21 protein-coding genes are annotated in these 21,218 nt (G+C 41.6%); 8 read left to right on the top strand and 13 right to left on the bottom strand.

Annotated features, from left to right (window positions below; all coding sequences use genetic code 11):
• Positions 1-10: 10 nt before the first annotated feature.
• Positions 11-256, bottom strand: coding sequence for a hypothetical protein (locus tag CYK47_RS03855; RefSeq protein WP_122899096.1), 246 nt, complete (start codon positions 254-256; stop codon positions 11-13).
• Positions 257-294: 38 nt separating this feature from the next.
• The gene (locus CYK47_RS03850; RefSeq protein ID WP_122899094.1) at positions 295-993 is read right to left on the bottom strand and encodes an aspartate/glutamate racemase family protein; all 699 of its coding nucleotides are present in this window, start codon (positions 991-993) and stop codon (positions 295-297) included.
• Positions 994-1,160: 167 nt separating this feature from the next.
• On the opposite strand from CYK47_RS03850, the gene CYK47_RS03845 reads away from it, so the two are divergent.
• Positions 1,161-2,603, top strand: coding sequence for an NCS1 family nucleobase:cation symporter-1 (locus CYK47_RS03845; RefSeq protein WP_122899092.1), 1,443 nt, complete (start codon positions 1,161-1,163; stop codon positions 2,601-2,603).
• 99 nt (positions 2,604-2,702) lie between these two features.
• A complete protein-coding gene (locus tag CYK47_RS03840) occupies positions 2,703-3,533 on the top strand; it encodes a tetratricopeptide repeat protein (RefSeq protein ID WP_122899090.1) in 831 nt (276 codons plus the stop codon).
• Positions 3,534-3,597: 64 nt separating this feature from the next.
• Here the strand turns inward: CYK47_RS03840 and CYK47_RS03835 are convergent, their stop codons facing one another.
• The 3 genes from CYK47_RS03835 to CYK47_RS03825 form a co-directional block, all read right to left on the bottom strand.
• Positions 3,598-4,521: an AEC family transporter gene (locus CYK47_RS03835; RefSeq protein ID WP_122899088.1), complete on the bottom strand. Its 924-nt coding sequence runs from the start codon at positions 4,519-4,521 to the stop codon at positions 3,598-3,600.
• Positions 4,522-4,537: 16 nt separating this feature from the next.
• On the bottom strand, positions 4,538-5,641 hold the full coding sequence (locus CYK47_RS03830) for an NADH:flavin oxidoreductase/NADH oxidase (RefSeq protein WP_122899086.1): 1,104 nt from the start codon (positions 5,639-5,641) through the stop codon (positions 4,538-4,540).
• Between the two features lie 123 nt (positions 5,642-5,764).
• Positions 5,765-7,015: a carbohydrate porin gene (locus CYK47_RS03825; protein WP_122899084.1), complete on the bottom strand. Its 1,251-nt coding sequence runs from the start codon at positions 7,013-7,015 to the stop codon at positions 5,765-5,767.
• Between the two features lie 369 nt (positions 7,016-7,384).
• Between CYK47_RS03825 and mutM the strand changes: the two genes are divergently transcribed.
• Entirely contained in the window at positions 7,385-8,212 is an 828-nt protein-coding gene (gene mutM, locus CYK47_RS03820; protein WP_122899082.1) for a bifunctional DNA-formamidopyrimidine glycosylase/DNA-(apurinic or apyrimidinic site) lyase, read from the top strand.
• Positions 8,209-8,493, top strand: a complete 285-nt coding sequence (locus tag CYK47_RS03815; RefSeq protein ID WP_122899080.1) for a peptidylprolyl isomerase — start codon at positions 8,209-8,211, stop codon at positions 8,491-8,493. The genes mutM and CYK47_RS03815 overlap by 4 nt, the downstream gene beginning before the upstream one ends.
• Positions 8,494-8,604: 111 nt before the next feature.
• Here the strand turns inward: CYK47_RS03815 and mscL are convergent, their stop codons facing one another.
• On the bottom strand, positions 8,605-9,036 hold the full coding sequence (mscL, locus tag CYK47_RS03810) for a large conductance mechanosensitive channel protein MscL (protein WP_122899078.1): 432 nt from the start codon (positions 9,034-9,036) through the stop codon (positions 8,605-8,607).
• Between the two features lie 161 nt (positions 9,037-9,197).
• Positions 9,198-11,027 carry a translational GTPase TypA gene (gene typA, locus CYK47_RS03805; RefSeq protein ID WP_122899076.1) on the bottom strand — a complete coding sequence of 610 codons (1,830 nt, stop codon included), beginning with the start codon at positions 11,025-11,027 and terminating at the stop codon, positions 9,198-9,200.
• Between the two features lie 174 nt (positions 11,028-11,201).
• On the opposite strand from typA, the gene CYK47_RS03800 reads away from it, so the two are divergent.
• The 3 genes from CYK47_RS03800 to CYK47_RS03790 all read left to right on the top strand — a co-directional run bounded on the left by CYK47_RS03800 (position 11,202) and on the right by CYK47_RS03790 (position 15,129).
• On the top strand, positions 11,202-12,572 hold the full coding sequence (locus CYK47_RS03800) for a uracil-xanthine permease family protein (protein WP_122899074.1): 1,371 nt from the start codon (positions 11,202-11,204) through the stop codon (positions 12,570-12,572).
• Between the two features lie 61 nt (positions 12,573-12,633).
• Positions 12,634-13,665 carry a methyltransferase gene (locus CYK47_RS03795; protein ID WP_122899073.1) on the top strand — a complete coding sequence of 344 codons (1,032 nt, stop codon included), beginning with the start codon at positions 12,634-12,636 and terminating at the stop codon, positions 13,663-13,665.
• A 3-nt stretch (positions 13,666-13,668) separates the two neighbouring features.
• Positions 13,669-15,129, top strand: coding sequence for an amino acid permease (locus tag CYK47_RS03790; RefSeq protein WP_122899071.1), 1,461 nt, complete (start codon positions 13,669-13,671; stop codon positions 15,127-15,129).
• A gap of 37 nt (positions 15,130-15,166) precedes the next feature.
• On the opposite strand, the gene CYK47_RS03785 is transcribed toward CYK47_RS03790, so the two are convergent.
• From CYK47_RS03785 to omp38, 3 genes are all read right to left on the bottom strand, one after another.
• Positions 15,167-15,991 (bottom strand): alpha/beta fold hydrolase, encoded by an 825-nt coding sequence (locus tag CYK47_RS03785; protein ID WP_122899069.1) that lies wholly within the window; start codon positions 15,989-15,991, stop codon positions 15,167-15,169.
• A gap of 143 nt (positions 15,992-16,134) precedes the next feature.
• A complete protein-coding gene (locus CYK47_RS03780) occupies positions 16,135-16,665 on the bottom strand; it encodes a peptidase C39 (protein ID WP_122899067.1) in 531 nt (176 codons plus the stop codon).
• Between the two features lie 105 nt (positions 16,666-16,770).
• The gene (omp38, locus tag CYK47_RS03775; RefSeq protein WP_122899065.1) at positions 16,771-17,814 is read right to left on the bottom strand and encodes an outer membrane protein Omp38; all 1,044 of its coding nucleotides are present in this window, start codon (positions 17,812-17,814) and stop codon (positions 16,771-16,773) included.
• A 343-nt stretch (positions 17,815-18,157) separates the two neighbouring features.
• Between omp38 and CYK47_RS03770 the strand changes: the two genes are divergently transcribed.
• Positions 18,158-18,682, top strand: a complete 525-nt coding sequence (locus CYK47_RS03770; RefSeq protein WP_164709141.1) for a GspH/FimT family protein — start codon at positions 18,158-18,160, stop codon at positions 18,680-18,682.
• Here CYK47_RS03770 and CYK47_RS03765 read toward each other — a convergent pair.
• From CYK47_RS03765 to CYK47_RS03755, 3 genes are read right to left on the bottom strand one after another with little or no spacing between them, the layout of a single operon-like run.
• Entirely contained in the window at positions 18,679-19,029 is a 351-nt protein-coding gene (locus CYK47_RS03765; RefSeq protein ID WP_122899061.1) for a DMT family transporter, read from the bottom strand. The two genes, CYK47_RS03770 and CYK47_RS03765, sit on opposite strands and share 4 nt — an antisense overlap.
• A 54-nt stretch (positions 19,030-19,083) precedes the next feature.
• The gene (locus CYK47_RS03760) at positions 19,084-19,569 is read right to left on the bottom strand and encodes a DUF934 domain-containing protein (protein ID WP_122899059.1); all 486 of its coding nucleotides are present in this window, start codon (positions 19,567-19,569) and stop codon (positions 19,084-19,086) included.
• Positions 19,562-21,205 carry a nitrite/sulfite reductase gene (locus CYK47_RS03755; protein WP_122899057.1) on the bottom strand — a complete coding sequence of 548 codons (1,644 nt, stop codon included), beginning with the start codon at positions 21,203-21,205 and terminating at the stop codon, positions 19,562-19,564. Before CYK47_RS03755 ends, CYK47_RS03760 begins: the two co-directional genes overlap by 8 nt.
• Between the last annotated feature and the right edge of the window lie 13 nt (positions 21,206-21,218).

Raw genomic sequence — 21,218 nt, 5'->3', positions numbered from 1 at the left:
GGTTTTTGGCTTAAAAGCCATGAAAGAGTTTATTCATATCTTTTACGACATACTCTTTAAAATGGTAAGCACGCGCATGTTTGGCATCAAATTTAACCGTTAAATCGCCCTTTCGAAAAACATAGACCCGATCCTGTTGGTCAATTAAATAATCTTTGCCTAATGCTAAAAGCAAGGCATCAATTTTATCTGCATCGGCAATACTGTCATCGGCATTAATTTTGTCATAGTTACGTTTAATACCTTTAATAAACATGGCAATATCCTCTAGATTACATGCGGCTTGATTCTAGCTTATTTTTGATTGGGATAGGCATAATCGCCCCATTTACTGGTTTTTAGCCCTAAGCCATGTAAGCTTTCAATCAGTTTTACCGCAGCACGCACACCATCAATAATGGGGATCTTTAATTCTTGACTGACTCGATCTGCCATTTCTGCCATTCCGCCGCAGCCCAATACAATCGCACCAATATCATCCTGCTGTTTTGCTGCTAAACACTGCGCCAATAAGGCTTGATAAGCATGTTCTGGTTGTTGCTCTAAATCGAGTACTGGCAAATCAATACAGCGAATTTTGGCGCAATGTCCACTAAATCCATATTGTTGTAATAAGTGTTCGGCAATAATCTTGGTTCTAGGCAAAGTCGTGACAATACTAAATTTGCTTGCCACCAAACTTGCCATGTGAAAAGCCGCCTCGGCGATGCCAATTACGGGGGCAGTTGCCACTTCACGCGCTGCATATAAGGCAGGATCACCAAAGCAGGCAATAATATGCCCGTTGACCTGTGGTGCAGCTTGAACTAGATCGAGTACTCCTACTGCAGCAATGGCTTCATCATAATAGCCTTCTATAGATGGCATGCCTTGTTTTGGGGAAACCGCCATAATTTCGCTCTGGCTTGAGGCAACTTGACGCGCAGCAAGCGCCATTTTCTCGGTCATGGCTAAGCAGGTATTGGGATTAATCAGTTGAATGGTGCATGACATCTTTGGACATCCTATTGTTTTTTAAAATAAAAGAATAAATCAGCACATAGTATGCAAAGAGTACACCAAAAAATTAAAACAATATTTTTCAAATACTTATTAAGAGTATTTTACTGCTTGGCACAAAATCTGCTCCTACTTGATCAAAATTACAGTCGAGTTGCACGATGTCAGAACAACAATATAGTCCTAAACTCAGCAATGCTGATTTGGCACCCGCCCAACAGAATTGGTCATGGTATAACATTTTTTCTTTTTGGATGTCCGACGTACATAGTATGGGCGGTTATATTGTCGCAGCCAGTTTATTCGCCCTTAGACTGGCCAGTTGGCAAGTATTTATTGCTTTAATTGTGGGTATTTTGATTGTGCAAGTCAGTGCCAACTTGGTGGCAAAACCCAGTCAAATTGCGGGTGTGCCCTATGCCGTGATTGCCCGTCAGGCTTTTGGGGTCTATGGGGCTAATATTCCTGCTTTAATTCGTGGCTTTATTGCGGTGTCTTGGTATGGCATTCAAACATGGTTAGCCTCCAATGCCTTAATGTTGGTCTTAATTAAGTTCTACCCAAGTTTAGCACCACTCACACAAAGCAGTTTTGTCGGCTTGTCTGCACTGGGTTGGATCTGCTTTGCCATTATGTGGATATTACAAGCTTTGGTCTTTTGGAAAGGCATGCAAGCCATTCGCGTATTTATTGATTGGGCAGGGCCATTGGTATATGTGGTGATGTTTGCTTTAGCAGCATGGCTAGTAGCACAAGTCGGTTGGAGCAATATTTCTTTTAATTTAAGCAGTAAAAACCTCAGCACCGCTGAACAAGTCATGCAAACTTTGGTGGCAATTGCTTTAGTGGTGTCCTATTTCTCAGGGCCTTTGCTTAATTTTGGAGATTTCTCACGCTATGGAAAGTCGATGCAACAGGTACGTAAAGGTAATTTCTGGGGCTTACCATTTAACTTTATTTTCTTCTCACTCTTAACTGTAGTGACTGTTTCAGCAACTTATAGTTTATTTGGCAAAATGGTGCATGATCCGCTGGAAACTGTGGCGATGATTGACAACACCACCGCCGTCATTATTGGTTTACTCACACTGTTAACTGCCACTATTGGCATTAACATTGTGGCTAACTTTGTTTCAGCAGGTTTTGATTTTTCTAATGTTTGGCCACAAAAGTTAAGTTTCCGTAGTGGTGGTATGATCGCAGCGATCGGTTCCGTTTTAATTACCCCATGGAACTTATTTAATTCTCCTGAATTAATTCACTACACCTTAGATGTATTAGCCGCATTTATTGGCCCATTATTTGGGATTTTAATTGCCGATTTTTACTGGATTAAGAAGCAACAAATACAAGTGGCCGATTTATTTAACGATCAGCCTTCAGGCGCATATTGGTATAAAAATGGCTTTAACCCTAAAGCAATAAGTGCTTTAGCCCCTGCAGTCGTGATCGGTTTGGTGTTTACTTTAGTACCACAATTACAACATGTAGCACCATTTAACTGGTTTATTGGGGCAATTTTAGGTGCTAGCTTTTATTATTTCTTAGCACGACCAAGCCGTGCCTTAATGACGCAAACAGCAACAAAAACTTTAGGCAAATAAATTGTTTATAGTTTAAGCATCCTCAGTGATTGGACTTTACTTTTAGAAGATTGCTTCTATGATGAAGGCACATTGACTGAGGATAATAAGGTCTAAATAATGAAAAAACTACTTCTCGCCACTGCTCTGGCACTCACCACCACCTTCGCATTTGCAAATCCAGTCGATCCATTTGCTGAGGTCAAGACCTTAATTCAAGCCAAAGATCAAGTTGGGGCATTTAAAGCCTTAGAAAAAGTTGCTAAAACAGGTCATGCAGATGCTTATTATAACCTCGGTTACTTAACCGAAATGGGTCAAGGCACTGCCAAAAATGATAAAAAAGCGCTGAAGTATTACCAACAAGCAGCTAAAAAAGGCTCAAGCTTAGCGAATTTCGTATTGGCAAAAAGCTATGAAACAGGTCGTTTAGGCTTAAAAGCCAATGCCAAAAAAGCACAAAGCTATTTAGAAGCAGCAGATCGTTTAGGTTCACCTGACGCTACAATTTTAATTGCTGAACAACTGTTTGCCAAACACACAGCAGCCGATAGCCAAACAGCACAAGCCAAACTGCGTCCACTCATTGCAGCGGGTAATGTTGCAGCAGGTTATACCCTTGCCACACATTCGATTAATGAAGGTGTACGCAGTCAAAAAGTCGAGCAAATTAACCAAGGCTTAACAGAGCTACATCGCTTAGGGCAACAAGGTCATGTATCTTCGTTAATGTTGTTAGGAAATTTATATGCCAGTGGTTCTTTAGTCAGCCAAGATTTAAACAAAGCCAAGACCATTTTTACTGCGCTTGATCAAGCGCAAGTAGCACAAGCAAAACCTGCTTTAGAGATCGTCAATCAAGCCTTAGCAGCAGAAGCGAAAAAGGCGCAAGCAACTCCCCCTGCAAGCCCAAAAAAAGTCGTGAGTAATAACAAAGCGAAAAAGGCTTAATCCTTTTAAGCATCAAGCGCCCTACGGGGCGCTTTTTTAGCACTCCCCCAAAGTTGGCAGTCGTCTAGGTATACCAATTACTTAATAACAGTGCCAACACCGCAAAACCCAAGACAGTACTGAGCATTAATGGGGCTAAGGCACGTTGTCGCAAACCATAGTTTTCAGCAAAAATAGCAAATGCGACTGGCATAGGCAACGCGGCCAACAATGTGCCCGCATATAACATCTCTTTGGGGGCAGACATCACATACAATAAGCCAAAAATCGTCACAGGCATCAGGATTAATTTAAGCGCCACCAAAATAAAACTTTCTCGATCAATACTGTGTAGCGTTGTGCCGACCAAGCCTGCCCCAATAATAAACAATGCCAATGGCGAAGCCGTTTGCCCAAGGCGATGTAGCGGATCAACTAACCATGACGGCAGGTTGATTTGCACAGCTGCCAAGAGCATACCAAGCAAAATGGCTAAAATGACTGGGTTTTTAAGCAATTTGCATAGCGTATTGCGGTAGAGCAACCACTTGGTTGTGCGTTGCTGCTGGGCACCTTCTGCAAGTAGCAACATCAATGCCACAATGCATAAGTTTTCAATCATTAAAGTTAAGGATAAATACACAGCGGCATGACTATCCAACAACATGGTTAAAATGGCACTGCCAATAAAACCTGTATTGGACATGGAAGCACCCATCGCCAAAACACTGGCTTGGGTTAAATGTTGCCGCAAATAATAATGAAAATACCCAATCGCAACAGCAAAGACCAATAACGAGCCTAAGCCATAAGCCGCAATATAAGTCGGCTGCCAAATTTGCGCTAAATTTTTACTGGCTAAAGCACTGAGTAAAAACGCAGGCAATGACACTTTAATGACAAACTGACTTAAATGCGGCAACAGCGCATTAGACAGCACACCAAAACGTATACAGGCATAACCTAAGCCTAACAACAAGGTTAAAGGCAATAAAATATCAATCAGCATGCTGTGCTAAGATCAGTTAAAATGAGTGAAATAGGTTTTTTAAACCATGGGGTTGACAACGTAAATATTGCGGTGCAATCGCAATTTGCGCGCCTAACTCGGCTGCTGCATGCCAAGGCCAACGTGGCTCATACAATATAGCCCGCGCTAAACCAATCGCATCTGCTTGCTCCTGCTGCAAAATCTGTTCTGCTTGCTGCGCTTGGGTAATTAAACCCACTGTAATCACAGGAATATTCACCTGCTGTTTAATTTGCGCAGCAAAGCCGACTTGATAATTGGGTTTAACATCAATTTGCTGTTCACGATGCAACCCTGCACTAGAAACATGAATATACACTGCGCCCAATTGCTCTAAGGCTGTGCTTAAACCAATCGATGACTGTACATCCCACCCCTGCTCTCCCATCCAGTCGCTGGCAGAAATACGTACCCCAATTGGATAACCTTCAGGTACTGCGGCTTGAATGGCTTGAAAAACCTCTAAAGTTAAACGAATGCGATTTTCTAAGCTACCGCCATAAGCATCAGTGCGTTGATTCGACAGCGGTGACATAAATTGATGCAGTAAATAGCCATGGGCAGCATGGACTTCAATCAAATCAAAACCCGCATCAACAGCACGGCGCGCGGCTGTCGCAAAGTCTTGAATGACTTGTTGAATTTCATCTGTCGTGAGGGCATGTGGTGGATGATCATGTTCAGCAAATGCCAATTCGCTCGCAGAGACTGTTTGCCAACCTAACGCTTGATCAGGGGCAATTTGACCTCCGCCATCCCACGGTTTATGACAGGATGCTTTGCGTCCAGCATGCGCCAGTTGCACGCCAAATGGCATAGGTGACAAGCTTTTTACTTTTGCCAATAATGCTTTGATTTTGGCGCGTTGGATGTCATTCCACAGACCTAAATCCGCATAACTAATCCGTCCAATGTCTTGTACTGCAGTGGCTTCAACAATACATAAACCCGCACCCGACAAAGCATAATTGGCCCATTGCTGTTCATGCCAATAACTCACCTCACCTTCAAGCGCCGAATATTGGCACATGGGTGCAATGACGATTTTATTTTGCAGTTGTAATTGTCCAAAATTAATTTTTTCAAAGAGTTTGGCCATGCGTACATTCCATTACGATGTTATTTTACGGCATTTACCATAACCACTTAAACGCAAATGTACAATGTATCAGCGCCGCACTCTACAAAATAAAAACAGGCTGTTACAGCCTGTTTTTTAATCTTAAAACACTAACTTGGTGGTTAATCCCACAACAAAGGCATTATCAACACGGTTGGTCGAACCAGGGTTAATCACATAATGTAAGTTGGGACGTAAGCTTAACCATGCGGTTGGATTATGACTATAGTTAATTTCCACGTTATATTCAGCGCTGGCATCAAACACCGTTTCAGCTAAACGTGGGTTAACATGGACACGATTCACCGCCAAACCAATAATATCCTGAGGTAAAGCATCAGCTAGACCAATGTATTTAAGCCCGAATTGCTGTGAATTATCTACTTTATTGGTCACTCGATCATGCCATGTAAAATTGGCAAAGGAATGTAAACCACGACGCCCCTCACCTGTAGACGTCAATTGTTGTTCTATGGCTAACCAACCTGCAAAGGTACGATTTTTAGCATCTGTTGGATTGGCCACATCTTTTTGATTTTTGGCGTCATCGGCTGTGTTATACATCCCACCAAGGCGATAGCTACCCGCTAAATTATACAGTTTAGGTGTCCAAATCAATTCGACAGGAATGCTCACCCCATCGGCATTATCGGTATCTAAACTCCAACCTTGTTCTTCTTTGCTGCCATTACCATTGTCAGGATTAAACTCATAGACCCCAATTTGTGCAGTTAATTCTGGGTTAATTTTTTGTTTAACACGCGCACCCCATTGTGCCACAGGTGTATTCATCCAAATATTGCCCTGCCATTTACCCATTTGTGCGGCACAAAATGCTGTACTGCTAAAATCACAGCCCATCACGTTAAAGTCCATACCTAGACCTAAACGACCTGCCTTAATACTTAAACCTTGCTGTTTAAAGTTCTTTTCAATCGATAGCTCAGATAAACGTGTGTCTTGGTTACCACGGCCAAAAGCCCCTTGAACATTGGCCATATGTGGTGCGCTTGGATCTTGTAAATCTTCAACTGAGGTACTTTCCCCTTGACGTGCAGTTACTACAGCACGAACTGTAACACCTTCTAAATTGGCCAGCTTTTCTAAATCAAGTTGAGTACCCAACCAATATTGACTGGCAACGCTTGGATCTTGCCCAGCATCTCGACCGCCATCAGCTAAATAAGCCACATCCACTAAAGCATTGGCTTCAAATTTAATCCCTTGCTCAGCAAGTGCTGTACGCTGCCCGTTCCAATCTCCCAACAAGTACTGACCTTGAGGATCAAAAGCATCGGCAGCGTAGGCTGGCGCAAAAGTCAAAGGCAATACAGCCAAGGCGATTTTTTTCATAAGAATATCCTAATTCTAGGCATGCTTTAGGTGACAAGCCGAGTAACGACGTGTTGTATGCCGACAGAAGTTACAGAAAATCAACACAGAAATCTTGGATTATTTTTTATTTATCTAATAAATATTTTTTATAAATTAAGAGCTAAAAAATCTACAATTTCATTTATTTTATATTTATTATCAAAAACTTAATATTAAAAATTACTCTAAAATGATCATTTTTTAGTATTTATTTATGTTTACTTTTCAAACAAATTTTCCACTATTTATATTCTAAAGTTTTAGATGAAGGACGGGGCATTTGGCTTGTTTTTTTTCGCTTTTGCCCCATATTGACTTAGATTTATTGTTATTAAAGATGAAATTGGTATGCCTGAATTACCCGAAGTCGAAACCACTAAAGTGAGTCTAGAACCGTTGCTGGAGCAATGTGTGCAGGATGTGACGGTATATCAAAGTAGTTTACGCTGGCCAATCCCACAAGATGTGCAAGCGCTTAAAGGTCAAAAGTTGATTTCGTTACAACGTCGCTCTAAATATATTGTGGCGGAGTTTGAACAGCACAGCATGCTATGGCATTTAGGCATGTCGGGGAGCTTCCGTATTTGTAGAGCAGATGAGCCTTTACGTAAACATGACCACTTTGTGCTGCGTTTTGAAGATTGTGAATTGCGTTATCACGATCCGCGCCGTTTTGGTTGTATTTTATGGCTGGATCAATATGCACAAGATAAATTACTCGCACCACTTGGCCCTGAGCCTTTAACTGAAGCTTTTGATCGTCACTATTTAGCAGCCAAGCTAAAAAATAAAAATGTTGGCATTAAAGTTGCAATCATGAATAACCATGTGGTGGTGGGTGTAGGTAATATTTACGCAACTGAGAGCTTATTTAATTTAGGCATTCATCCTGCAGAACCTGCAAAAAATTTAACTCAGCAGCAAATTGAAAAACTTGTGCTCGAGATTAAACGAATTTTAAAGCAGGCTATTGAGTTAGGTGGCTCGACCTTGCGAGACTACAGCAATGCCATGGGTGAAAATGGTTACTTCCAGCAAACCCTTTTAGCTTATGGGCGCTCGGGTGAAATGTGCGTAAACTGCGAAACCACCTTAGAAAATATTAAATTGGGTCAACGTGCTTCGGTATTTTGTCCGACATGCCAACCATTACAACCTAAGGGGAAATCATCATGAAATCAGCCATCGTGCGCCATATTTTGGTCAAAGATAAAGACCAAGCTGAACAGCTAAAAAAGAAAATTTTGTCTGGTGCTGATTTTGCCAAAATTGCCAAACAGTTTTCGACCTGCAATTCTGCCAAACGTGGTGGTGAACTCGGTGAAGTCAAAAAAGGGCAATTGGTGCCTGTGATTGATAAACTGGTGTTTACTGCGGCTGAACGTGTCTTACATGGTCCTGTGAAAAGCCAGTTTGGTTTTCATTTGGTGGAAATTAAATTTCGGATGGAATTTTAATATTTATAAATCCCTCCCAACCTCCCTTTGACAAAGGGGGATTTAGGGGGATTAAAAAAATGATGAGATATAAAAAAACGGCGCACTCAGCGCCGTTTTTTTATCAATATTTTACTTACGTTTTAGCTCATCACGAATTTCACGTAGTAATGCAATATCTTCAGGTGTTGGTTCTGGTGCTGGTTCTTCTGCTTCTTGTTTACGACGCAGTTTGTTCATCACTTTCACCAGTAAGAACACCACCCATGCCAATAATAGGAAGTTAATTAATACCGTTAAAAAATTACCATAAGCAAAGACATTTAAACCAGCTTCTTGGGCTGCGGCTAGATTGTTAATGTTATTTGGGTTATCACCTAATACATAGAACCAGTTTGAGTAATCAACATCACCACCAATGATCCAAGACACCACAGGCATAATAATGTCTTTTACCATTGAATCAATGATCTTACCAAACGCACCACCGATGATCACACCGACAGCCAAGTCCATGACATTGCCTTTTACAGCAAATTCGCGAAACTCTTGCACAATACTCATAAAAAATACTCCAAGTACTTATCTTGTTATTAAGCTTGTCAATAATGTTATGTAATTTACGCTTTTTCTAAATTTTGCCAAGCATTGTTAGAAAATCTCATACAAAAAAAAGCCGCTAAAACAAAGTTAGCGGCCTCTTTGCTTAATCTTTAGACTAAGGCTTATTTATTACGTTTACGTTCGTTTTCAGTTAACCAACGTTTACGGATACGAATTGATTTAGGTGTTACTTCAACTAATTCATCGTCTTCAATGAATTCAAGCGCTTGTTCAAGCGTGTATTCAATTGCAGGAACAAGAGTCAACGCATCATCCGTACCAGAAGCACGTACGTTAGTTAACTGTTTCGCTTTAGTTGGGTTAACCACCATGTCGTCAGAACGTGAGTTAATACCTACGATCATACCTTCGTAAACTTCTAACTGAGGTTTAGCGAATAGACGACCACGGTCTTGTAAGCTGAACAATGCATAGCCCAAGCAAGTACCCTGAACCATAGAGATCAACACACCGTTTTGACGCTTAGCCACTTGACCTTGCTTCATTGGACCGTAGTGCGAGAAGCTAGACGTCATGATCCCTGTACCTGAAGTCATGGTCATGAATTCAGAACGGAAACCAATTAAGCCACGTGAAGGCACAGTTGCTTCAATACGGATACGGCCTTTACCGTCAACTTCCATATTGGTCATTTCGCCTTTACGGTTACCCATTTGTTCCATTACAGAACCTTGGTGCTGTTCTTCAACGTCAAATGTTACGTTTTCGTATGGCTCTTGCATTTCGCCATCAATCTCTTTCAAGATTACTTGCGGACGAGATACACCCATCTCGAAGCCTTCACGACGCATGTTTTCAATTAAAACTGAAAGGTGAAGTTCACCACGGCCAGACACTTTGAAACGGTCAGGACTGTCGGTATCTTCAACACGTAATGCTACGTTGTGAATTAATTCGCGGTCTAGACGTTCACGGATGTTACGTGAAGTCACGAATTTACCTTCTTTACCAGCAAACGGTGAGTTGTTGACTTGGAAAGTCATCGATACAGTCGGTTCGTCTACAGACAATGGCGGTAAAGCTTCAACATTTTTCGGATCACAGATTGTGTCAGAAATATGAAGTTCTTCCATACCTGTTACACATACGATATCACCAGCAGAAGCTGATTCGATGTCAATACGCTCTAAACCATGGTAACCCATGATTTTTAAGATACGACCGTTACGTGTTTTACCATCTTTGTCGATGACAGTTACAGGTGTATTTAATTTCACTGAACCACGTTGAATACGACCAACACCGATAACACCTACGAAGCTGTTATAGTCAAGTGAAGACACTTGCATTTGGAATGGACCATCAACGTCAACTGCTGGTGGTTCCACAATGTCTACGATCGTTTGGAATAATGGTGTCATGTCTTCTGCTAATTCTTCAGGAGAAGGACCTGCAACACCACGAAGACCAGAAGCGTAAACCACTGGGAAGTCTAACTGTTCGTCAGTACCGCCTAAGTTATCAAATAAATCGAATACTTGGTCGATTACCCAGTCAGGACGCGCGTTTGGCTTGTCCACTTTGTTGATAATTACGATTGGTTTTAAACCACGCGCGAACGCTTTTTGCGTTACGAAACGCGTTTGTGGCATTGGACCTTCTTGAGAGTCAACCAGAAGCAATACACAGTCAACCATAGAAAGAACACGTTCTACTTCACCACCAAAGTCGGCGTGTCCCGGGGTGTCCACGATGTTAATGCGATATTCTGTGTTGGTACGCGCATCAGTCCATTTAATTGCAGTGTTTTTTGCAAGAATGGTAATACCACGTTCACTTTCAATAGCGCCAGAATCCATCACACGTTCAATCTCGCCCGCGCGATCGCCCAAAGCACCTGATTGCTGTAAAAGTTTGTCTACAAGAGTCGTTTTACCATGGTCGACGTGCGCGATGATGGCAATGTTACGGAGAGTTTTAATATCTGACATGTAAATTCAATGCGTATTTAGTTTGAGGGCAAATTATACAGAAAAATAGAGAACTTTTATAGTGACTGAGGCGTGACAATTGTATTTTTTTTGATAAGTGGTCGCGTTTTGATTTTGTAAAGCTGTGTAAACAGATTAGAATAGCGCCACTCTTGCCAAATTTTGTTTTGACTTATGTCTGATGTAAACCACTCTCCCGAGCAAAAAGACAAGTTAGATTTAGTCTATGGTCTAGATGACCGACCTAAACCTTTTATTGCCTTTTTAGCTGCATTCCAGCATTTACTGGCCATTATTGTTCCGATTGTCACCCCTGGTCTGCTGATCTGTTTAGCTTTAGGTGTTTCAAAAGAAGACACCAACATGATTTTATCGATGTCGTTGGTGATTTCAGGGATTGCAACCTTCTTACAATGTAAAAAAGTCGGCCCCTTTGGTGCGGGACTTTTAATTGTACAAGGCACGAGCTTTAACTTTATTGGTCCAATCATTGGTATTGGTTCTGCAATGGTCGCAGCTGGTACACCGGTTGAATCGGTCATGGCAGCGATTTTTGGTGTCATTATTGCGGGCTCATTTATTGAAATGGGCGTATCGCGTATTTTGCCTTGGGTGAAAAAACTGATTACACCTTTAGTCACGGGTATTGTGGTATTGCTGATTGGTTTAACCTTAATTAAAGAAGGTTTAATCTCAATGGGTGGTGGTTATCAGGCAATGAGCGATAAAACCTTTGCCAACACCGACAATTTAATTATGTCATGTACCGTTCTTGGTTTAATTATTATCTTGAACCGTATTAATGTGACTTGGGTGAAAAGCTCGGCAATTCTAATTGCGTTGGTGGTCGGTTATGCCCTTGCAGGCATGATGGGTCATTTAGATTTTTCAGGTCTACAAGATGCCCCATTGGTACAAATTCCAACCCCAATGCACTTTGGCTTAGATTTCTCGTGGAGCTTATTTATTCCACTGGCCTTTATTTACCTTGTGACCTCACTAGAAGCCATTGGCGATATTACTGCAACATCTAAATTGTCTAATCAAGCTGTCGATGGTCCAAAATGGATGCAGCGCATTAAAGGTGGTGTATTAGTCAATGGTGCCAACTCGCTGTTAGCCGGTGTATTTAACACGTTTCCAAGCTCTGTATTTGCGCAAAATAACGGTGTGATTCAATTAACGGGTGTTGCTAGCCGTTATGTGGGGATTTGGATTGCTGCGCTGTTAGTGATCTTAGGTTTACTTCCTGCAGTAGCAGGCGTCATCCAAGCAGTGCCGCAAGCGGTGCTTGGTGGTGCTGTCATGGTGATGTTTGGTGCAGTAGCTGCATCAGGGATTAATATTTTGTCAGGTGTGCAGCTTGACCGTCGTGCGCTACTGATTATTGCCATTTCATTAGGTCTTGGTTTGGGTGTTGCTCAAGTGCCAGACATTCTTGCGCATATGCCAGAACTCTTCCGTAACATCTTTAGTTCAGGTGTTGCCACAGGTGGTATTGCCGCACTTATTTTAAATATCGTTCTTCCTGAAACGAAGAAGTAATTTCATATCCAAAAAGCACCGTTTGCCTCTGCGCGCGGTGCTTTTATCATGGAGAGATCCAATGGTTCCTCAAAGTGAAGTTCTCATCCGTCAATATGAGTATCTTTCCGGTCGTGTATTATTCGTCAATGCACCTACAGATGACTTATTCCAAAATTTAGAAGACAACGTCGATCCATGTGTTTGGACATGGAATTTTAACGATTTTCAGTATTTTCAGTCTAAACAAGCCGCAGTGACTTTTGGTACCGATGTACCTGAAGGTGATTTTGATCAGGCGGTTATTTTTGTACCTAAGTCCAAAGAGTTGCTCAATTACCTGTTGTATAGCTTGGCAACGCGCCTTAAAACAGGCAGTTCAATTTTATTGGTTGGTGAGAAAAAAGCGGGGATCGAGCGTGCAGCCAAACAATTACAGCCGTATGGTAAAGCGCTAAAGCTTGACAGTGCACGTCATTGTCAGCTGTGGCAAGTCAGCTTAGACCACAATGTTCCAAGCAAAGCTTTGGCTGATTGGGCGCAAAAATATACAGTGAACACACCAAAAGGTGCCTTAGAAATTTGCGCACTACCGGGGGTATTTAGCCAAAATCGTCTAGATGTAGGTACAGCGGTATTCTTGCCTTACTTACAACAAGTCACTTCAGGTAAGATTGCCGACTTTGGTTGTGGTGCGGGTGTGATTAGTGCTTACTTGGCTAAACTTAACCCAAGTAACCGTATTTTCGCGATGGATGTCGATGCATTTGCATTAGCCTCTACCCGAATGACATTTGCGCAAAATCAGCTTCAACCTGAACAACTTGAGATTAAAGCGGTACGTGGCATTGAAGACGCACCGCTGTTTTTACATGCCATTGTCAGCAATCCGCCCTTTCATCAAGGGATTCAAACCGACTACAATGCCAGTGAAAATTTATGTAAAACTGCGCGCCGTCATCTTAAATCAGGTGGCGAACTTTGGATTGTGGCAAATCGCTTCTTAAATTATCCAATGTTGATTGAGCAACACTTTAAGGCTTGTGAGATTAAAACTGATGAGCAAGGTTTTAAAGTTCTGTTTGCCAGCACGCAGAAAAACCCTAAGGAATAATCGATGAGCGAAACACAACAACCGCAATTAAAGCGTAATCTTGGTGCTCGCCATCTAAATATGATTGCGATTGGTGGCTCAATTGGTACTGGTTTATTTTTAGCCTCAGGCGCAACCATTGCCAATGCAGGTCCAGGTGGTGCGCTATTGGCTTATGCCTTAATTGGTGTGATGATTTACTTCCTCATGACCAGTCTAGGTGAGCTTGCCACCCACAATCCAACTTCAGGTGCCTTCTTTACCTATGGTACAAAATACGTTGAAGGCGGTTTTGGTTTTGCTTTAGGTTGGAACTATTGGTACAACTGGGCCATTACCGTTGCCTTTGAATTGGTGGCTGTACAATTTATTATGAAATTCTGGTTTCCTGATATACCAGGTTTCTACTGGAGTGCGATTTTCTTAGCCGTTGTCTTTGGTATTAACGCCCTAACCGTCAAGGGCTTTGGTGAGTCTGAATTCTTCTTCTCCTTGATTAAAGTGCTGGCGATTGTGGCCTTTATTATCATTGGTATTTTCATGATTATTAAAATCATGTTAACTCCAGGCGCTGAAGTATTTGCCAATTGGCGCACAGGTGAAGCGCCATTTGTCGGTGGCTTATCGGCACTGGTGGGTGTAGCAATGATTGCAGGATTCTCGTTCCAAGGCACCGAAATGGTGGGCGTGGCAGCGGGTGAATCTAAAGATCCACAAAAAACCATTCCTATTGCGATTAAACAGATCTTCTGGCGCATCTTGTTGTTCTATATCGTGTGTATTTTTATTATTGGTACTTTAATTGCCTATAATGATCCACGTTTATTACAAGCCGCAGCCACAGAAAACGTTGCCTTGTCGCCATTTACTTTACTGTATGAACAAGCAGGTTTTGCTTTTGCAGCATCAGTCATGAATGCCGTGATTTTAACTGCGATTTTATCCGCAGGTAACTCAGGCATGTATTCATCAACCCGTATGCTATTTGATATGGCACGTAAAGGCAGCGCACCGAAAGCCTTTGCCAGATTAGATGCACGCGGCGTTCCAATGAATGCCTTATATGCAACCACAGCAATTGCCGCACTGTGCTTCTTAACCACCTTTATTGGTGAAGAAGAAGTGTTTAACTGGCTTTTAAATATGTCAGGCATGTGTGGTTTTATTGTGTGGCTGGGGATTGCGGTATCACATTATCGTTTCCGTAAAGGTTATTTAGCCCAAGGCAATAAACTTGAAAATCTAGCCTATCGTGCCAAGTTCTTCCCATTTGCCCCGTGGTTTGCCTTTATTCTATGTGCGATTGTGGTGCTGGGTCAAAACTACCAAGCTGTGCTTGAGGGTGAGTGGTTAGCGGTACTTTCAACCTACATTGGTATTTTCTTATTCTTAGCCATTTGGCTGGGTTATAAATGGAAATACAAAACTAAGTTGGTGTCCTATCAGGATATGGATGTGCAACCGATTAAAGTTGAACGTGATTAAAATAAAAAAGCAGTCTTCGGACTGCTTTTTTATGTGCTTAAGCATTCAAAAAACGTTGTAAGGCAAAGCTGACTTCGTTTTTATGCGTGGTACATAAGCCATGTGCTGCGCCTTTAATCACCTGCTCTTGCCCCTGCGGTAAAAGCTTTAAAGCAGCTTGGCTACAAATTTCAGGTGGTACAATTTCATCCTCATCGCCATACAAGACCAGTGTCGGGACTTGAATTTGGCTTAAATCAGAACGTAAGTCGGTTTCCGAAAAAGCCGCAATACAATCATAATGGGCTTTGATTGAACCTTGCATGGCAATTTGATAAAACGCTTGCATCACCCCCTCTGAACTTTTCGCTGGCGTTTTATCATAGCCATAGAATTTTTTACTAAAATCCAAATAAAAGTCAGCCCGATTGGTGAGTAAATTAGCACGCATTTCATCAAACACTTCAATAGGTACGCCTTGAGGATGATCATCACGCTGTAGCATCAGGGGTGTCACCGCAGCAATTAAGGCCAATTTTTTTACCTGTCCCTGCCCATATTTAGCCGTATAACGCGCGACCACCGCCCCACCTGTAGAATGTCCCACTAAGTGCAGCGCATTAAGCTGTAAATGCTCAATCAAGGCTTTTAAATCTTCGACGTATTGATCAATGCTATGTCCTTGCCAAGGTTGACTCGAACGTCCATGACCACGGCGATCCATTGCAATTACCCGAAAGCCATGCTCAGCTAAAAATAACATTTGATCTTCAAAGGCATCACTGGATAAAGGCCAACCATGTTCTAACAGCACTACAGGCCCCGTGCCCCAATCTTTATAATACAGTACGCTGCCGTCGGCTAATTGTAGGTATTGCGCCATGCTTATTCTCCTTATACTTCGCTTGTGCATTCAAGCTTATTAAAGCAAAGTAGAAAAATTGCTCTGTATAAATGCAGTTGCCCTTGTGTTAAATCAAAAAAGCAGCCTAAAGAGGCTGCTAAATGACTGTGCGGTATTTAAACTTAGCTATAACGCATCACAAAGTTACGATCATCAATCACAATCGCTTGCTGACAAATCCCTTCTTGCTGACGCTGTTGGATAAATACCTGTTTAGACATCGGCTCAAAACTATCAAAGAAGCAGATTTCATCATCATCTATAGAATACACCAAAGAATGATTACCAATGCCTTCTAAGGTATCGTAATAGACAATCACAAAACGGCCTTGATTCACCGCTTGTTGAATCTCTTCATAACTGATGGCTGCTTTTACAGGGACATTGAGTTGCTTTGCCTCAGCATAGAAAAATTCTTCTGTTGGCTGCGGGTCTGGGTCATGATCGGTACTAAATTCAACATCTAAACCTAGACGTTTTAAACCAACCGCTAACGCAATCCCGTAAGTACCTTCATCGGCATTATGGCGACACAGTTGCACCAAATCTTGGGTTTCTAAATCAACACCATAATGATGAAATAGCATCCAAATGGCATATAAGCCACCATTGGCAGGCAAGTCAGCTAAATCTTGGGGAATTTCTACGCTCATAAGGTTTTACATCAATTGATCCACTAAAGCTATTGTAATAAAAAAAGCGACTCAAATGAGTCGCTTTTTTAAGATTGATTCAATCACGAATGATTGAGTCTGACCTTATGGCTGTACTTGAACAGTACGGCTGCCAGAAATTGTCGCGAATACGCGACGGTTCATAGCACGGCCTTCTTTAGTATTGTTGTCAGCGATCGGTTGATCCCACGCGAAACCTTGAGTCGATAAACGAGTTGGGTTTACGTTGTATTCGTTAACAAGTGAAGATTTCACAGAGTTAGCACGCGCTAAAGATAAACGTTCGTTCAGTGCACGAGGACCAGTGTTGTCTGTGTGACCTTCGATACGTGCAGTTGCGTTAGGGTATTCAACTAACTTTTCAGCAACTTTCGCGATTTCTGGTTTGTATTGATCTTTGATGTTTGATTTGTTTGTATCAAAGAACACACGAAGTTCCATGTTCAAGTCTTCAACAAGCTCTTGTGGAGCTGGTTCAACTGGAACAACTGGAGCAACTGGCTCAACCACGATTGGAGCAGCAACAGCTGGCTTCAAGTGACCACCAAGAACGACATTAAGACCAGCTAAAGCTGTGTAGTTCCAGAATTGTTCGTCAAAGTTGTATGTACCACGAGCTTCTGTACGAAGAGATAAAGCATCGTTTAAGCGCCAGAAAGCACCCACACCTGCGTTACCTAAAGTACCTTCGTCTTCAAAACCAGCAGCAGCGCCTTCACCTTCATATTTGTAGTGACCAGCACCTAAAAGTACGTACGGCTTGATTTTGCTGTCGTAGTTTTTAGTGATTAAGTCAGAAGTTGCGTAGAAGTTACCCGCAAGTTGTTGTTGTTTGTATTCAGCAACTTTAGGGCCACCGTTAGCATCGATGTCGCCTTTAACTTGTGAATATTCAGCTTCAAAACCTAACCATGGCGTTAATTCAACACCAAGCGCAGCACCAACGAATAAATCGTCTTGTAATTCAACACCAGCTTCAGATAAACCTTTTAAGTTATCGTTGTCATTGTTGTGTTGCGTGTCTTGGAAAGTGTAACCAACTAATAGTGGAGTTACTGTAACACCCGCGTTAGCAGCTGCAAAAGGTGCAGCTACGAGCATTGCAAGAGCAATACGACTCATTTTCATGGATTTATCCTCCAGAGATATAAATTGTTGTTCAAGCTTGAGCTTTTCAGCTCCGCTGGGATAGGCTTTTAATACCCCAGTGTTATTTTTAAGCTATTCACATGGCATCATACAAACACTTTTTTTCTTTTCCAAGTGCTTGATAATTTTAATCAAGAAAATTATTGACAAAATTACTTACAAATTCCGTTGTAATTCGGTAATTTTTCGCTCAACTCGCCATTATGAAAAGCTTATTTTTGGCTTGAGGCAAATTTTAACAGCTTTAAAAGTCAGAAGTCACCCATATTCACGCTAATCATGGGACTTTTAATAATTATTCAGGCAATTCATGGAGATCATTATGTTATGTATCAACCATTGCCGAGCTTTCACTTGGATTGAGCTCATTATTACAATTGTCATCATCGCCATCTTGGCGACTTTGGCTCTGCCAAGCTTCCAACAAGACTTAATGAAAAAGGAAGTACAAAGCTCGCAACTCAAATTGACCCGTGCCATCCAGATGGCTCGACAACATGCTATGAGTCAAGCCAATCATGTTGTGTTATGTGCTTCTCATGATCAAAAAAATTGTAGTCCTCAAAGTTGGAGTCAGGGTTTTGTTGTTTTTATTGATATTAATCATAATCGCAAAGTAGACCCCAATGAGCAAATTATTGTTTCAGAACATTTAAAGCTCAACTACGGCAGTTTAAGTTGGGCCAGTTTAAACCCCAATAGCTTAAGTTTTATCCCACGTACAGGTCTGCCTTTAGGCTCTAATGGCACCTTTAGTTACTGTGCTCAAGACAAAAGCTTGAGTTATAGCTTAGTGGTGAGTCAAATGGGACATAGTCGCGTTGATCAGACCCAAAAATGTAGTTAAACATCAATATTAGAAAATTGGGCAATAATCACCAAACCAATACTAATAAACCCAATCCCTAACCAACCCGCAACATCAATGTTTTGACCTAAATAGGCTTTGGCCAATAATGCTGTTGCAATAACGCCAATGCCAGACCACAATACATATAGAATCCCAGCTTGCATATATTTGAGTGCAATTGCGGCACAGCTAAACGACACTATATAAAGCAGCAGCGCAATCATTTGATCAGATTTATGCACTAAACCATTAGCTTTTGCAGAATAAAATGTAGACATCACATCCGTTAAAATGGCAACCAATAACCAATAGATGCCAGGATTGAGATTGATAAGCCATTGCATTGTATTTATCCTATAAAAAAAGCCGCGAAGTCGCGGCTTTTTCACTCAGAGCGTTTAAGCTCCAGTTTGGTAGTTGGCTTTTTCAACTGCAGTAGATGCTTGGTAAGGCTGAGTAAAATCAGCCAAGCCTGCCGCAGCCTCAGTAACATCTTTGCCTTCTTTAATGACAAAAGTATCAAAGCCTGAACGTTTCATATAATTTAAAACGTCTTTAAAGACATCACCTGTGGCACGTAGTTCGCCTTGGAAACCCTGACGACGTAACAATGCTGCAAATGAATAACCACGACCATCATTAAAGCCTGCAAACTCAATAAAGATTGCATCTAATTGATCAAGTGGAAATTCATTGCTTTCAGGTGAAGCATCTACTGTTAAGTAAAGGGCTTTTTTACCTGAAACATGGGCAATTTGATCTAATTGTTCAACAGTTAATACCACATCACCTTGCGGTACTACGCCATCTTCAGCAATTAATTGATAGGTATTGTCTGCAATCGTGCCATCTTTAGAGAGCACTTGTAGTGCGGTATTAAGCATATGCACGCTCCTTAAATGGTTTGATGCCAACACGGCGGTATGTATCAATGAAATCTTCACCTTCTTCACGAAGATCAAGGTAGGTATTTAAGATTTCTTCAATGACGTCAGGTACAGCATCGGCTGCAAATGATGGGCCTAAGATGTCACCAATTGAGGCATCATGGTCGGCATTACCCCCTAAAGTAATTTGGTAGAACTCAGCGCCTTTTTTATCTACACCCAAAATACCAATATTACCAACGTGGTGATGACCACAGGCATTCATACAACCTGAGATGTTTAGATCTAATTTACCTAAGTTGTAAATGGTGTCTAAATCATCAAAACGACGTGAAATCGCTTCTGAAATTGGAATAGATTTCGCATTTGCCAATGAACAGAAATCACCACCTGGGCAGCAGATAATATCGGTTAAGAAACCAATATGCGCACGGGCTAAATCAGCTTGATCTAGCACTTGCCACAATGCAAATAAATCTTTTTGTGGTACATCAACTAGGGCAATGTTTTGCTCGTGTGTAGTACGTAATTCACCAAAGGTGTACTTGTCTGCAAGATCAGCGATCAAGTTCATTTCTTCAGTGGTCACATCACCCGGTGCAATACCCGCACGTTTTAAAGAAATCGTCACAATACGATAGCCTTTAACCTTATGTGCATTGGTGTTGATGTTAAACCATTGTTTGAATTTCGGATGTGCAGCAAAGAGTTCAGTAAAATCTTCATCGGCATAGTCTTGGTAGTCAAATGGTGTGAAGTTCTCATCCATTTTCGCCAAAGTTTCTGCATCGATTTTCAATGTTTTGATGGTATGTGCAAATTCAGCTTCGACTTTCTCTGCAAATACTTCAGGCGTTAAGGCTTTTACCAAAATTTTAATACGCGCTTTATATTTGTTATCACGACGACCATGTAAGTTATACACACGTAAAATGGCTTCTAGATAAGCAATTAAATCTTCACGCGGTAAGAAGTCACGAATAAAGCTACCCATAATTGGGGTACGGCCTAAACCACCACCAACTTTAATTTTGTAGCCGATTTCGCCTTGTTCATTTTTCACAATGTACACACCAACATCATGGAACGAAGTTGCTGCGCGGTCGATTTCTTCTAAAGCAGATACGGCAATCTTAAATTTACGTGGTAAGAAGGCAAATTCAGGATGGAAAGTTGACCATTGACGAATCAATTCACAGGTTGGACGTGGGTCGGCAATTTCGCCCGCAACCACGCCTGCATATTGGTCTGTTGTGGTGTTACGAATACAGTTACCAGAAGTCTGAATCGCATGCATTTGTACAGTTGCAAGTTCAGCCAACATCTCAGGCACATTTTCTAGTGCAGGCCAGTTAAACTGAATGTTTTGACGCGTTGAAATATGCGCATAACCACGGTCATATTCAGTCGCTAACTCAGCCACTTTACGCAGCTGTTTTGAGTTCATCAGACCATAAGGTACAGCGACACGCAGCATTGGCGCATAACGTTGTACATAAAGACCATTTTGTAAACGTAATGGGCGATATTCATCTTCGGTTAATTTACCGGCTAAATAACGTTCCGTTTGGTCGCGGAACTGTGCAACACGTTCATTAATCAGTTGCTGATCAAAATCAGTATATAAATACATGGCGTACAGCTAG

Origin of the sequence: Acinetobacter sp. B51(2017) (genome assembly GCF_003711395.1) — a bacterium.
Classification (GTDB): Bacteria; Pseudomonadota; Gammaproteobacteria; order Pseudomonadales; family Moraxellaceae; genus Acinetobacter.
This window is presented reverse-complemented; position numbering and strand designations above follow the sequence as displayed.

Excerpts from the sequence above, each read along its gene's own strand:
- CYK47_RS03855 (WP_122899096.1), bottom strand. The coding sequence starts at position 256 with ATGTTTATTAAAGGTATTAAACGTAACTATGACAAAATTAATGCCGAT.
- CYK47_RS03850 (WP_122899094.1), bottom strand. The coding sequence starts at position 993 with ATGTCATGCACCATTCAACTGATTAATCCCAATACCTGCTTAGCCATG.
- CYK47_RS03845 (WP_122899092.1), top strand. The coding sequence starts at position 1,161 with ATGTCAGAACAACAATATAGTCCTAAACTCAGCAATGCTGATTTGGCA.
- CYK47_RS03840 (WP_122899090.1), top strand. The coding sequence starts at position 2,703 with ATGAAAAAACTACTTCTCGCCACTGCTCTGGCACTCACCACCACCTTC.
- CYK47_RS03835 (WP_122899088.1), bottom strand. The coding sequence starts at position 4,521 with ATGCTGATTGATATTTTATTGCCTTTAACCTTGTTGTTAGGCTTAGGT.
- CYK47_RS03830 (WP_122899086.1), bottom strand. The coding sequence starts at position 5,641 with ATGGCCAAACTCTTTGAAAAAATTAATTTTGGACAATTACAACTGCAA.
- CYK47_RS03825 (WP_122899084.1), bottom strand. The coding sequence starts at position 7,015 with ATGAAAAAAATCGCCTTGGCTGTATTGCCTTTGACTTTTGCGCCAGCC.
- mutM (WP_122899082.1), top strand. The coding sequence starts at position 7,385 with ATGCCTGAATTACCCGAAGTCGAAACCACTAAAGTGAGTCTAGAACCG.
- CYK47_RS03815 (WP_122899080.1), top strand. The coding sequence starts at position 8,209 with ATGAAATCAGCCATCGTGCGCCATATTTTGGTCAAAGATAAAGACCAA.
- mscL (WP_122899078.1), bottom strand. The coding sequence starts at position 9,036 with ATGAGTATTGTGCAAGAGTTTCGCGAATTTGCTGTAAAAGGCAATGTC.
- typA (WP_122899076.1), bottom strand. The coding sequence starts at position 11,027 with ATGTCAGATATTAAAACTCTCCGTAACATTGCCATCATCGCGCACGTC.
- CYK47_RS03800 (WP_122899074.1), top strand. The coding sequence starts at position 11,202 with ATGTCTGATGTAAACCACTCTCCCGAGCAAAAAGACAAGTTAGATTTA.
- CYK47_RS03795 (WP_122899073.1), top strand. The coding sequence starts at position 12,634 with ATGGTTCCTCAAAGTGAAGTTCTCATCCGTCAATATGAGTATCTTTCC.
- CYK47_RS03790 (WP_122899071.1), top strand. The coding sequence starts at position 13,669 with ATGAGCGAAACACAACAACCGCAATTAAAGCGTAATCTTGGTGCTCGC.
- CYK47_RS03785 (WP_122899069.1), bottom strand. The coding sequence starts at position 15,991 with ATGGCGCAATACCTACAATTAGCCGACGGCAGCGTACTGTATTATAAA.
- CYK47_RS03780 (WP_122899067.1), bottom strand. The coding sequence starts at position 16,665 with ATGAGCGTAGAAATTCCCCAAGATTTAGCTGACTTGCCTGCCAATGGT.
- omp38 (WP_122899065.1), bottom strand. The coding sequence starts at position 17,814 with ATGAAAATGAGTCGTATTGCTCTTGCAATGCTCGTAGCTGCACCTTTT.
- CYK47_RS03770 (WP_164709141.1), top strand. The coding sequence starts at position 18,158 with ATGTTATGTATCAACCATTGCCGAGCTTTCACTTGGATTGAGCTCATT.
- CYK47_RS03765 (WP_122899061.1), bottom strand. The coding sequence starts at position 19,029 with ATGCAATGGCTTATCAATCTCAATCCTGGCATCTATTGGTTATTGGTT.
- CYK47_RS03760 (WP_122899059.1), bottom strand. The coding sequence starts at position 19,569 with ATGCTTAATACCGCACTACAAGTGCTCTCTAAAGATGGCACGATTGCA.
- CYK47_RS03755 (WP_122899057.1), bottom strand. The coding sequence starts at position 21,205 with ATGTATTTATATACTGATTTTGATCAGCAACTGATTAATGAACGTGTT.